Raw genomic sequence first — 13,331 nt, 5'->3', positions numbered from 1 at the left:
CGCAAAGATATGCTGGGTTGCGATGCGTGTCAAGGCGGAAAATAGAATGGTTACTATAGAATCAGATGTATTACTTTTGTTTTATTGTCTTTGGAATACAACGGAGGCTATTCCTGTGATATTGGATGTGGTATCGGAAGCATTGTTTACTGATTATATTGAGAAGATAGAAGAAATAAAGAAGCAATTGGAAAAGATGAAAAAAGAATCCGTACGAAGAAAAGTGCCGGAAGATAATGTGAAACCGAAGATTTTCAATTATTTCTATTATAGGGTGGAACATTATAAAACAACTCCCTGCTATGTGTTTTCTACAGATTATCGGCATCTTGACCGGACGAAAGATAGAGATGGAATCTGTTACTCGGATGCACAATCGCGTACTCATTTTATTCGTCTTATTGATATGGATGCACCTTTTTCTTCTTCCGGACAAAGGTATAATATCTTCCGGATAAAAGTCAGGAGAGGAAGAGGAACATTGATAATTGATAGTAAGGAATATCCGTTGTGTTGTTCCGAAGAAGGGAATTCCCAAGAAGAAATGCGGGAAGAATCTTCCTCTAATGACAAACAAATGTTGGATATGTGGATGAGGGAATGTGAGGAGCTCAAAGTACATTTGGTTGGAAAGATGGCAGATGCGCAATGGACTGAAAACTTATTTGTCTCTGCTAATGATAGGCAATATATAAAAAAATATGCCGGACAGTGTGAAAAGCGAATAGAATCACTACTTATAACTATTTGTAACCAGCGAGAGATGTTATGAAGGAGGAGACTGATATTGAATTACAGTTGTCGGTATATGCGTCTGCTTTTGATGAATTTGTAGATACGGGTAGATATCCAGTGTATGGCGAGGAAGATGTGTTGATGGCATATTTGGTTACTGTATTTGAGGATTGTCTGGGAACACAGTGGTGGACTGATGAGATATTGCGTGATTTATTAAAGAATTCAATATTGGAATTTTTCTCAATGCTTCTTTCTTGTTTTCAACAGATAGAACAGAGAAGGGAAATTGAATGGAAATACATAAATGCAATATTAAATGTTAAGGACTTGGAGCGGAAAGAAGAGTTATGGGAGAAGATTTCGGATTATTTGATGGGGCAATATTCTCAGTATGAACTGAATGTAGGCGGATATAACAGCTTGCTGAGACAGGGGGAGTTTGACATGGATATTTTGTTTCAAAAGATTTGTGATGAATGGAGTTTGGCATATAGGCGGAAGATACGGGAGGAAAAACAAAGATGTTTGAATAGCAGTAAGAAACAGTTTGAAAGTTCTGTTGGCAGGTCGAATATGAAAGATTATCGTATAATGAGCCGGTATCGTACGATAAGTGTGAAATATAAGGAGTTGAAAGAGATCGTGAGTTGCATGGGGAGGGAAAAAGAACAGACAGACGAATTGGATACGTTGATTAAGCAATACATCCCGGAAACTCTTTCTTCATCTCTGGCACATTCGGACATACATGGGGTGGAAGAGGGGAATGACTTGCAGGCACTGATGCCGACAGAGGTCGCACTGTTGGCGGAGATTGCTACAGAAGATTTGTTTTTTATGAAATATGCTATGAGACAATTACAATTGTTTTCCGGTCGTTCGGATAGTGTGTGGAAGAAGCAGGAGAGTCGAGCGAAGCGGAGAGAACCTCGCCAAATAAAAGGACCAATGATTGTGGCGATTGACACGAGTGGTTCGATGCAGGGAAAGGCAGAAAGCATTGCTAAAGCTTTGCTTATGGAAATTACTCAAATGGCGAAAAAACAATGCAGGAAATGCTTTTTGCTTTCTTTCTCGGTGCGGGCTCAAGTATTGAATACGGCACATCCGGGAAATTGGAAAAAGGTAAGGGAGTTCATGGTTTCGCAATTCTCTGGTGGCACGGACGGGGAAGAAATGCTGACAACTATTCTTCATACTTTGACTAAGGAGAATTATCTGATGGCGGATGTATTGATAATAAGTGATTTTGAATTTGCCTTCTGTTGTAAGTCTACTGAAAGCAGGATTCGTAGAGAGCAGGAAAGAGGTGTTCATTTCTATGGGTTACAGATAGGAAATGGGCTTAATGTATATAAGGAATTGTTGGATAAGGTATGGAGATTGGATCTTTGAATTATGAGGTTTCTCTGACACACTTTACGTCACATTCTCTTAGAACTTAGCATTAAGATAGAAATCGAACGACTCTAATAAATACTTATCAGGGTCTTTCATATTCATGAACTCTTTTAGCATATTTTGTTCTTCAATTTGATTGAATGCTTTTGCAAATGTCTGATTCTTTCTTATTAAATCCTTTGTGATGTAAGTCTTAAAAATGAAAAGACGTTCCTCAAAGTCCAATACTTCTCCGAAAGCGTATCCATTGGTAGTGCTCATTGCACATCGATTACCCCACATTGTTCCAGCGGTGATAAGGCCTATGTAGTTGTTTTTAAAATAATGTGTGATGAGATCCATTTTGCTGATAGGTTCATCTTTCAAGAATCTGGAATGATAGCGTGAAAAGAAATGAGGGGGAAAAATACAAATAGGGTCGTTCGGATTACCCGAAACCACTTGCTCGTAGACATAAGTTCCTTCTTCGCTTTGTACCAGTGATATAGCAAGGCAGGCGGCGTCATCTGCGCATTTCTTTGAGGTGGCATAATAAAAGATGTACCAGTCATTATGGGTCTTTTTACTGAAATAATGAATTGGATTGAAAATCATTGGTAAATGAGTGCTTTTGACGATTGCTCTACGTATTTTATTATCGTAGTTTCGTTTTAGATAGGGGAGTATATTCTCAATTATGTCTGTCTGTATTTCTTTTCTGAGCATTACAGGGCTCATAGTTCTTGTTATCATGTTGAATTATAATTATGTATTATGATAAATTTTTAGCTTTAAAAACAGGAGTTATCTTCTGAATCTCCGATTCAAAACCAAACCAATAGCCATGTCCATTCTCATCAAGAGGGAGGAAGCATAGTCGTAAATTATCTCTATACGAACCGTATGTAACGTCCCAATTTTCAGGAGGTGTTTGCCATTTTGTCCTTACCTTTTCAGCAGGAGCTTTCTTTAGAGACATTCCTGCTTCTATCCATGCGATGCTGACTTGTGTCAGGTAATCCGGATAATGATTTTTACAGAAATCATATAAGATAAGTCCTCTTTTTTCCAGACTTAAAGGAGTGTCGATGACATCGGTTTGCACCAAATGATTGAGGAATTCACGTAAGAAATGCGGATTCTCCAGAATTAGTGTCCGGGTAATCTTTTGCCAAGTAGAAGTATTGTAGAATCCGTCTAACATACGGGATAGGTAATGGACCGTTTGCAGTTCGTCTACTGATATTTCACGGGTCTGTAATACTTCATAGGGTGGTAGCGGTGAGTATTGGATACCTAATTCTTCTGCTCTTCTTCGCATTTCTGTGCCGGGGAGCAGCTTTAGGGATTCCAGTTGGATTTCTCCTGCGCCATATTCCGCTAAGGTGCGGACATCTTCGAATATCTCTGATAAGTGGTAGAGTGGGAGTCCCGCTATTAAGTCGGCGTGTGTCTCCATATTTTTCAGGGAGCAGAGGTATTTTAATCCTTCAAGAGCGTCGGATAACTTTCCGATGCGTCGGCTTTGTTGTAGAACAGGTTCTTTTAAGCTTTGAATTCCGGCTTCCAAATGCAATAGACCTTTCGGTAGGGCGGATAACTCCTGCTTTAATTCTTCGGAAAGGAGAGCCGGATGGATTTCAAGATGGAAACAGATGTCCGGATAGTTACGGAATAAGTCGAGTAATTCTTTTGCCCGCTTATTGTTGTAATTAAAGGTACGGTCGAGGACACGTACATTCTTGATTCCATGCTGGTGAATGTCATTCAGACGTCCACGGATAGCTTCCAAAGGAATGGTGCGGACAGGCTTTTCACCGCCACTGACGCAAAAAGCGCATGTGTTGAAACATCCCCGGGTTGTTTCAAGTTGGACAAAGGGCTTGCTCCAATTGAAAAAACGGCTCTTTTCAGGAGATATAAGTTGTGAGAAATTCATGACGCGGGCGATGCCGTTGTCTTGATATTGATTGTTTTCATCAAGATAACAGAGACCTGTTATTGATTTCCACTCTTCTTTTGAGTGATTCCACACTTTTAGCCATAAAGGGAATACTTCTTCGCCTTCTCCGCGGAACACTCCGCTTACAAATTTGTTCTTATATAAGAAAGCAGCGTTATCTCCTAAAAACTCGGGGCCGCCGAGTATGATACAGCAATGAGGTAATAATGCTTTTGCACGTGAAACGATGTGTAATAGTTGCTCGTGATTAAATAGCCAGTTGGTGGCTGCAATGATATCCGGTTGGTGACGGTAGATTTGATTGACAACGCTACCGGTATTTTCATTAATCGTGGCAGAGACTACGCACCATTCAATAGTGGTATCGTCTGCTATTTGAGCATGGAGTGCAGGGAGTGCCAATGAGGAGTGTGCATAGGAGCTATTTAAATCGAGCCAAAGAAGTTTCATGTAATTTTTTTAATATTATCGGGGCAAAGGTACAAAAAACTTATGGCTTGAAGTGTATAGTAAAATAAAAACGCTAAATTTGTATTTATAAACGCAATAAACTGGAAGATTATGAAAATGGTTAAGAGATATGCAGGTATCTTAATGATGCTGACTTTATTGGTTGGCTTTACTTCGTGTGAGGACGATGAAGACTTAGAAGAGCAGATGTTCGGCAGGATATGGGCAGGAGATGTCGGCATGAGTGCTGCCAATGGAAGGTATATATAGTGAGTTTACTTTTGACCCGGATGGCTTTGGTGAAGAATATCAATATTATCGTAACGGTGAACCATATGACCATTTTCGTTTTCAGTGGTATTGGGAGGATCGTTACAGTAATAACCTTGTTTTGGATTATGGTAGAAATGGAATCTCCTACATGGATGATGTGAACATACGTCATGGATTAATGACTGGAATTTTTTATTTGACAGGAGATTCAGAGGGTTTCCCTTTTACATTGGAAATGCAATAGAAGATGAATATTTTAATATAAATAAAAAGCGGAAGTCTCTTTTTTAAGTACAACCGTCCGCGATAGCGTATTGAAGCCTGCCTGTAAAGTTTCTAACTTTGCCCTAAAAATTGATTTATGGGAAAAGTTGAACTTTACAGGCAGGTTTTCTTGTCATTCAAGCAACTGTGTGCCGAAGGAAGACAGCCGTCTTCGTTCCGAGCCTATTGCATAGCCAACGGTGTAGATCAGAGTCAGATGCGGCAATTGCTCAAGAGCGAGTTTCAGGATATAAAGACCTTGCCGGGATATTGTTGCGTAAATAGTCGCCTTTACGGGGAAATTTATGAGCGGTTCAAGCAATTATGCGCACAAGGCAGACAGCCCGGGACCTTATCTTCTTATTGCAGGAGTTTTGGTGTAACATACGGTCAGTTGCATTCTTATTTGTATCGGAAGCATTTACGTGTGGCCGGATTGCCCGGATATACAGGACCGACAGGCACGGGTAACAATAAGTCTGAGGAGGTGCCTTTCGAGGATGTCATCTTTGAGGAGGCCGGTTTTCTTCCGGCTGACACGGGCAATGTGATAACAGTAAAGGTCGACGGTCATGTGGCGGTCAGCTTTCCAGCTGATACTGATGTTGCTGTCATTGCAAAGTTCGTCAGAAAGATGGGAAAGGAGGTCGGTCATGTGGGGTCTTGAGCAGGGGTTACGGCTATGGGTATGCCAGCAGCCGGTGTCGATGCGTTACGGCATACGCGGTCTGACCCAGATGGTGTGGTCGTGGAAGGGGCACTCTCCGGCATCGGGCGATGTGTATGTGTTTTTCTCCAAAGACCGCAAGTCCATGAAGGCTCTGAAATGGGATGGTGACGGATTTTTGATGTACACAAAAAGACTGTCGCAAGGTCGTTTCCGGGAGGTACTTAAAAAGGGCGATGACGGCGTGCGCAGGCTCCAATGGGACGATTTCTATATGCTGATGAGGGGGCTCACGCCTGTGAAGGTGACGGTCGAGAATCGCTTCAGAATGGCTGTAAAATAAGGCTTAATAATTTGTTAATCAAATAAATAAATGGTGTAGAAAGTTGCAAATGTCAGATATTTTTTGTAACTTTACACCATGAAAAAGAACGAGTTGATAGAGTTTTTGCAACGTCAGATCGAGTATCTTCAAGGACAACTTGACGAGGCGTTGTCCTCTGTCAGCTCTCTTACTTTATCCAATGAAAAACTCCAGTCAACCAACGACAGACTGGTGGCAACAGTAGATGAGCTGCGCAAACAGATAGCCTCGTTGGAGGATGCTGTAAAAGGGAAAGGCGCGGAACTAAGCAAAGAAAAAGCTGCTCGTCAGGCCGTGCAGCGTCTGCAGGGCTCGCCGTCAGAGCGCCAGACAAAACCGATGCCGGCTCCTGCCGTATCAGAAACTCCGGAACAGAGGCCACAGAAGAAACGCACCAACAATGGAGCCAGGAGAAAGACCCATCCCGAGTGCGAGGTAGAGACGGTTGTGGTGGAGCCGGACAGCCCCGACTTCAATCCCGAGGCGGCGACGTTTATCGGCGAGTGCGATGTCGTGCGCTACGTCATGGAGCCGATGCGCTTCAAGAAAATAATCTACAAGGTACGCAAATATGTGCAGGACGAGAAAATATACAAAGGCTCTGCTCCCGCCACGCCGCTGCTGAACTCGCAGTATACATCCTCCTTCATTGCCGGACTCGCCGAGCTACGCTATCTCCACTGCATGCCACTTGAAAATGCAGTCGAATACTTCCGTGCCCACGGCTTCGACCTTGACAAAGGCACGGCACAAAAACTGATCAGCAAGGTAAGGGTTCATCTGGAGAATCTGTACAAGGCTCTCGGGCCGGCAGTTGTCGAAGACAATTATATCTGTGGTGACGAGACCTATCAGAAAGTGCGGCTGCAGGTGGCCACTCCCTCGGGCAGGAAGATCAAAAAGGGCTACATCTGGGTGTTCGTCGGCATGACAACCGGGCTTGTATACTTCTTCTATGATGACGGTTCCCGCTCTGCCGAAGTCTTCAAGCAGCATATCAAAGGCTTCAACGGAGCGTTCCAATGCGATTGTTACTCGGGATACCGGCATATCGGAATCGGTGAGATGAGCGGGATAAAACGCTTGCCATGCCTGCAGCATATAAAGCGGAAGTTCCTCGACCTGAAAGACAATCCGCAGGCGCAGGAAATAGCAAAGCTCTTCGGACTCCTTTACCACTTCGAGCATCAGCACCGCATAGGCAAAGACGGATGGACGGCGGAAAAGCACCTTGAGTGGAGACAACGATACTCCAAAGTGATGCTCGAGAAAATCCGCATGAGACTGACAGCGGTCAAAAATCGCATCGGCGTGCCACCCGACGACCCGCTGCTTGCCGCCACCGAACATGCGCTTAAACAATGGGACGTGATACCACGCATCTTCGCCTCACCCACCTACAGACTTGACAACAACAAAGTCGAGCGAATCAACCGCTACATATCCCTGACCCGTCGCCGACTGACAATCGGCTCCCACTCCGGAGCCGAAGCCGCCGCCCTGTACCACTCGCTGGCCATCACCTGCCATCAGTGCGGAGTCAACGTCTTCGACTACTTCTGTGACATCATCGACCGATGTGCCGCATGGCCGCCAAACACCCCGATCGAAAAATACCGCGACCTGCTTCCCGACCGCTGGAAACCCTCACAAAAATAGCCGCCCAAAATCCGGACGGCTTTCTTTTTATGGCTTACCTGCTATCGCGGACGGTTGTACTTTTTTAAAGAGTTCCGCTTTTATTTTTTATTTCTTCAGAAACAGCTTCTTGAAATCTGCCGGATAAGGTGTCTCAAACTCCATCAAATCTCCCGTTACCGGATGATAAAAACAAAGCTTGAAAGCGTGAAGTGCCAAGCGTCCGATAGGATTCGAATAGTTTTCTCCGCCATATCTTCCATCACCGACAATCGGATGACCTAAATCCTGCATATGCACACGAATCTGGTTCTTGCGTCCTGTCTCCAAATCAAGTTCTACAAGAGAATACCCGTTCGCACGTTTGATGGTTCTATAATGTGTGATTGATTTGGAACCACCGTCGTCGTATTTGCTGGAGCTTACATACAAAGTCTTATCAGTCAACCAGGATACTATCGTATCATAGTCTTTCTCCATATTTCCTTCCACTACGGCCACATATCGGCGGTCGGTCACTATCTCATGCCAGTTGTCGCGTAGTGTCCGCTGTGTTTTTTCGTCTTTGGCAAACATCATCAAGCCGGAAGTGTCCCTGTCCAGGCGGTGAACAATATACACACGAAACTGGCGTCCCGAACGCTGTATATATTCATTGAGTATTGTATAAGCGGTACGCTCTTTCTGACGCTCCGTATTGACGGACAAGAGTCCTTGCATCTTTTCGACAACAATGATATAAGCGTCCTCATATACGATTTTCAGCAATCTGTTATTAAACTCTTTCTTTCCCTTTTGCTTGCTGATTTGCACCTTCATTCCCGGTTGAAGAGGGTAGTTGAATTGTGTAGTGATCACATTGTCAACAAATACCACCCGCTTGCTTAACAAAGATTTCAGCTTTGTGCGGCTTGCGTCCGGCATTTTGGCAGCGAGGAAATCCATGAGTTCCATCGATTCCCTGACTGCATAGTTCGTATATTGGGCACGTGCTCTTTCAGCAGGTGTCTTTCTAGGTCTTTTTTCCATTTTTTATCTTTTATCGAAGTTCTAGTAATACTACATTCTCCACATGATGAGTGTGAGGGAACATATCTACCGGCTGCACAGCTTTCACCTTGTATTTACCATCCAGTAACTGCAAATCGCGTGCCTGAGTAGCAGGATTACAACTTACATAAACAATCCGTTTTGGTTCGGCAAACAAAATAACGTCAACCACATCTTGATGCATACCTGCGCGAGGGGGGTCTGTTATGATAACGTCTGGGCGTCCATGCTGATTGATGAAGTCCTGAGTCAACATATCCTTCATGTCGCCGGCATAGAACAAGGTATTCTTAATATCATTGATTTCCGCATTCACCTTTGCGTCTTCAATAGCTTCCGGCACATATTCGATACCAATCACTTGGCGCGCCTGGCGTGAGACAAAGTTGGCAATCGTGCCTGTTCCGGTATAGAGGTCGTACACCAGTTCATTTCCGGTCAGTCCGGCAAAGTCACGGGCTATCTTATATAGATTATAAGCCTGTTCCGAATTAGTCTGATAGAATGATTTCGGACCTACCTTGAAACGCAGGCCTTCCATCTCCTCAAAGATATGATCTTTACCTTTAAATACGTGCACATCCAAATCATTGATGGTGTCGTTGCACTTATTATTAATAATGTATAGCAAAGATGTAATTTCCGGGAAAGAATCAGCGACAAACTGAAGCAGTTGCTTGAACAGTGCCATTTCGTGCTCTTCCGTAATCCTGCAAATCACGATTACCATCAATTCGCCCGTTGAGGAAGTACGGACAATCATATTCCGCAGCATACCTTCTTGTGTACGCAGATTGATGAATGAATAATCATGTTCGTAAGCATAATCGCGTATCGCATTCCGGATACGGTTGGATATATCGTCCTGCAACCAACATTTTTCGATAGCCAGCACCTTGTCGAACGCTCCCGGAATATGGAAACCGACAGCATTCATCTGGTCATATTTCACATCCTGGCGAACTTCCTCGTTGGTCAGCCAACGTTTATTGGAAAATGTGAACTCCAGTTTGTTTCTGTACCATTCCGTTTTAGCGGAACCGAGAATCGGAGAAATCTCGGGAAGTTCGATCTTTCCGATACGTCTCAAATTATCCTCCACTTGTTTCTGTTTGTATCTGATTTGCTCCGGATAGGGGAGCACCTGCCATTTGCAACCGCCGCATACGCCATAGTGTTGGCAGAAAGGAACAGCGCGATTGGGTGACAGCTCGTGAAACTTCACCGCTTCCGCTTCGGCATATTTATTTTTCTTACGCTTGATCTGAAGGTCTACGACATCGCCCGGCACTACGTAGGGAACAAAAATTACCAGGTCGTTTACTTTTGCAATGGCTTTTCCTTCGGCAGCCACATCCATGATTGTTACCTTCTCCAATAAGGGAAGTTCTTTTTTCTTTCTTGCCACTTTTACACCAGTCTAATAATTACTTTGCAAAAATAGGTATTTTTTTTGGAAAACTTTCGTGTCTGTAGAAATAATCCAGATTGTAATGTCGAAATTGCATTTTGATAGAAAGTTTTTTCGCAAAAAGTTTTCTGATTTGCGAAATATCCTTAGATTTGCGAGCAGAAGAAAGTCATAATGTAACTTTAAACACAATATTATGGATAAAAAAAGAGTTTATACCTTTGGAAATGGTCAGGCAGAAGGAAAAGCCGACATGAAGAATTTGTTAGGTGGTAAAGGTGCAAACCTTGCCGAAATGAATTTAATTGGAATTCCAGTCCCTCCCGGATTCACAATAACTACAGATGTTTGTACGGAATACAACACGTTAGGACGTGATAAAGTGGTTGAGTTGCTGAAAGATGAAGTCGTTAAAGCCATCTCTAATGTAGAGGGGCTGATGAAATCCAAATTTGGTGACATTGAAAATCCTTTGTTGGTGTCTGTACGTTCCGGTGCCCGCGCATCCATGCCGGGTATGATGGATACTATTCTGAACCTTGGTCTGAATGATGAAGTGGTGGAAGGAATTATCCGCAAAACTGGTAATGCACGCTTTGCATGGGATTCTTACCGTCGTTTTGTACAGATGTACGGTGACGTGGTTTTGGGAATGAAACCTACTAATAAGGAAGATATTGACCCGTTCGAAGCAATCATCGAAGAGGTGAAAGAAGCGAAAGGTGTGAAACTTGATAACGAGCTGGAAGTGGAAGACCTGAAAGAACTCGTGAAGAAATTTAAAGCTGCCGTAAAAGAACAGACAGGAAGAGATTTTCCGACTTGTGCATACGAACAACTTTGGGGTGCCATCTGTGCAGTATTCGATTCCTGGATGAATGAACGTGCTATCCTTTACCGTAAGATGGAAAGTATTCCTGACGAATGGGGAACAGCCGTAAACGTACAGGCAATGGTATTCGGTAATATGGGAGATACTTCCGCAACCGGCGTTTGTTTCTCACGTGACGCAGCTACAGGTGAAGACCTTTTCAATGGTGAATACCTGATTAATGCGCAAGGTGAAGACGTAGTAGCCGGTATCCGTACTCCGCAACAGATTACTAAGATCGGTTCTCAACGTTGGGCCCAACTGGCGGGTGTAAGCGAAGAAGAACGTGCTGCAAAATATCCTTCTATGGAAGAAGCTATGCCAGAAATCTATAAAGAACTGGATGCGCTTCAGACAAAATTGGAAAATCATTATAAAGATATGCAGGACATGGAGTTCACCGTTCAAGAAGGTAAGCTCTGGTTCCTTCAGACACGTAACGGCAAACGTACGGGTGCTGCCATGGTAAAGATTGCTATGGATTTGCTCCGTCAGGGTATGATTGACGAAAAGACAACCTTGATGCGCGTTGAACCGAATAAGCTGGATGAATTGCTCCACCCTGTATTTGACAAGGATGCTTTGAAAAAAGCAAAAATCCTGACTCGTGGTCTTCCAGCTTCTCCGGGTGCTGCAACTGGTCAGATTGTATTCTTCGCTGATGACGCTGCCGAATGGCATGCTGCCGGCAAACGTGTGGTGATGGTTCGTATCGAGACCTCTCCTGAGGACTTGGCGGGTATGGCTGTCGCCGAAGGTATCCTGACTGCCCGTGGCGGTATGACTTCTCACGCTGCTGTGGTGGCTCGTGGTATGGGTAAATGCTGTGTGTCGGGTGCTGGTGCATTGAATATTGACTATAAGGCACGTACGGTGGAAATTGACGGTGTGGTGCTGAAAGAAGGCGATTACATCTCTCTGAACGGAAGCACGGGTGTAGTATATAATGGTAAGGTAGAGACGAAAGCTGCCGAGCTTTCCGGTGACTTTGCAGAATTGATGACACTGGCTGATAAATATACCCGTTTGCAGGTACGTACCAATGCGGACACTCCTCATGATGCGGAAGTTGCACGTAACTTTGGTGCGGTAGGTATCGGTCTTTGCCGTACAGAACACATGTTCTTTGAAGGTGAAAAGATTAAGGCAATGCGTGAAATGATTCTGGCAGAAGATGCTGAAGGACGTCGCAAGGCATTGGCTAAGATTCTCCCGTACCAACAGGCGGACTTTAAGGGTATCTTTAAAGCAATGGCGGGCTGTCCGGTGACTGTACGTCTGCTCGATCCTCCTTTGCATGAGTTCGTTCCTCATGATTTGAAGGGACAACAGGAAATGGCGGATACTATGGGCGTAAGTTTGCAGTATATCCAACAACGCGTAGAATCGTTGTGCGAACACAACCCGATGTTGGGTCACCGTGGTTGTCGTCTGGGAAATACATATCCTGAAATTACTCAGATGCAAACACGCGCTATCTTGGGTGCTGCATTGGAATTGAAGAAAGAAGGGGTGGAGACTCATCCGGAAATTATGGTTCCGCTGACTGGTATCTTGTATGAATTCAAGGAACAGGAGAACGTGATTCGTACAGAGGCAGCGAAGTTGTTCGAAGAACTGGGAGACAGCATTGACTTCAAAGTAGGTACAATGATTGAAATCCCGCGCGCAGCTTTGACAGCCGACCGTATTGCTTCTTCTGCTGAATTCTTCTCATTCGGTACAAATGACTTGACGCAAATGACCTTCGGTTATTCTCGTGACGATATTGCTTCTTTCCTTCCTGTTTATCTGGAAAAGAAGATTTTGAAAGTAGACCCGTTCCAGGTTCTCGACCAGAATGGTGTGGGACAATTGGTTCGTATGGCAACAGAAAAAGGCCGTGCTATCCGTCCGGATTTGAAATGTGGTATTTGCGGTGAACATGGTGGAGAACCTTCTTCAGTGAAGTTCTGCCACAGAGTAGGATTAAACTACGTTAGTTGTTCTCCATTCCGCGTGCCTATTGCAAGATTAGCGGCGGCGCAGGCTGCCATAGAGGAATAACGGTAGTTCCGACTTAGTTGTTGAATTAGGCTGTAATGACTTGTAAATAAGGCATTACAGCCTAATCTGTTTTCAGACGGTTCGTTCATTTGACCGCATAAGAATAGCCAAATGAACGGTATTTGCATACACCTGGACATACATTTGTGAATATAGGTGGAAAATTTAAAGTCGATTGACCCACTATTATAAAAGTCTTCTGACCCACCTTTATAA

The 13,331-nt window shown here is 43.9% G+C and carries 10 protein-coding genes and 1 pseudogene; 7 read left to right on the top strand and 4 right to left on the bottom strand.

Features of this window, described 5'->3' with window-relative positions:
- Positions 1-46 precede the first annotated feature (46 nt).
- Positions 47-772 (top strand): hypothetical protein, encoded by a 726-nt coding sequence (locus A4V03_RS09890; RefSeq protein ID WP_236588646.1) that lies wholly within the window; start codon positions 47-49, stop codon positions 770-772.
- Complete coding sequence (locus tag A4V03_RS09885; RefSeq protein ID WP_065538759.1) at positions 769-2,133, top strand: vWA domain-containing protein; 1,365 nt, start codon at positions 769-771, stop codon at positions 2,131-2,133. Before A4V03_RS09890 ends, A4V03_RS09885 begins: the two co-directional genes overlap by 4 nt.
- Before the next feature lie 39 nt (positions 2,134-2,172).
- On the opposite strand, the gene A4V03_RS09880 is transcribed toward A4V03_RS09885, so the two are convergent.
- Positions 2,173-2,871 carry a hypothetical protein gene (locus A4V03_RS09880; protein ID WP_235827606.1) on the bottom strand — a complete coding sequence of 233 codons (699 nt, stop codon included), beginning with the start codon at positions 2,869-2,871 and terminating at the stop codon, positions 2,173-2,175.
- A gap of 19 nt (positions 2,872-2,890) precedes the next feature.
- Positions 2,891-4,531, bottom strand: a complete 1,641-nt coding sequence (locus A4V03_RS09875) for a B12-binding domain-containing radical SAM protein (protein WP_065538758.1) — start codon at positions 4,529-4,531, stop codon at positions 2,891-2,893.
- Positions 4,532-4,642: 111 nt separating this feature from the next.
- On the opposite strand from A4V03_RS09875, the pseudogene A4V03_RS09870 reads away from it, so the two are divergent.
- The 4 genes and pseudogenes from A4V03_RS09870 to tnpC all read left to right on the top strand — a co-directional run bounded on the left by A4V03_RS09870 (position 4,643) and on the right by tnpC (position 7,758).
- A pseudogene (locus A4V03_RS09870) lies at positions 4,643-5,048 on the top strand (hypothetical protein).
- Between the two features lie 117 nt (positions 5,049-5,165).
- Positions 5,166-5,735: a hypothetical protein gene (locus A4V03_RS20750; protein WP_065538285.1), complete on the top strand. Its 570-nt coding sequence runs from the start codon at positions 5,166-5,168 to the stop codon at positions 5,733-5,735.
- Positions 5,722-6,078 carry an IS66 family insertion sequence element accessory protein TnpB gene (gene tnpB, locus A4V03_RS09865; protein WP_065538284.1) on the top strand — a complete coding sequence of 119 codons (357 nt, stop codon included), beginning with the start codon at positions 5,722-5,724 and terminating at the stop codon, positions 6,076-6,078. Before A4V03_RS20750 ends, tnpB begins: the two co-directional genes overlap by 14 nt.
- A 78-nt stretch (positions 6,079-6,156) precedes the next feature.
- Positions 6,157-7,758, top strand: coding sequence for an IS66 family transposase (gene tnpC, locus A4V03_RS09860; protein WP_084081121.1), 1,602 nt, complete (start codon positions 6,157-6,159; stop codon positions 7,756-7,758).
- A gap of 87 nt (positions 7,759-7,845) precedes the next feature.
- Here the strand turns inward: tnpC and A4V03_RS09855 are convergent, their stop codons facing one another.
- Positions 7,846-8,766: an RluA family pseudouridine synthase gene (locus A4V03_RS09855; RefSeq protein ID WP_065538757.1), complete on the bottom strand. Its 921-nt coding sequence runs from the start codon at positions 8,764-8,766 to the stop codon at positions 7,846-7,848.
- Between the two features lie 10 nt (positions 8,767-8,776).
- Entirely contained in the window at positions 8,777-10,147 is a 1,371-nt protein-coding gene (gene rlmD, locus A4V03_RS09850; protein WP_218976230.1) for a 23S rRNA (uracil(1939)-C(5))-methyltransferase RlmD, read from the bottom strand.
- 247 nt (positions 10,148-10,394) lie between these two features.
- Here rlmD and ppdK point away from each other — a divergent pair, with 247 nt between their 5' ends.
- Positions 10,395-13,115, top strand: coding sequence for a pyruvate, phosphate dikinase (gene ppdK, locus A4V03_RS09845; RefSeq protein ID WP_065538756.1), 2,721 nt, complete (start codon positions 10,395-10,397; stop codon positions 13,113-13,115).
- The last annotated feature ends 216 nt before the right edge of the window (positions 13,116-13,331 follow it).

Origin of the sequence: Bacteroides caecimuris (assembly GCF_001688725.2) — a bacterium.
Taxonomy (GTDB): Bacteria; Bacteroidota; Bacteroidia; order Bacteroidales; family Bacteroidaceae; genus Bacteroides; species Bacteroides caecimuris.
Note: the sequence above shows the minus strand (reverse complement) of the source record. Positions and strands in the feature narration are given on the sequence as shown.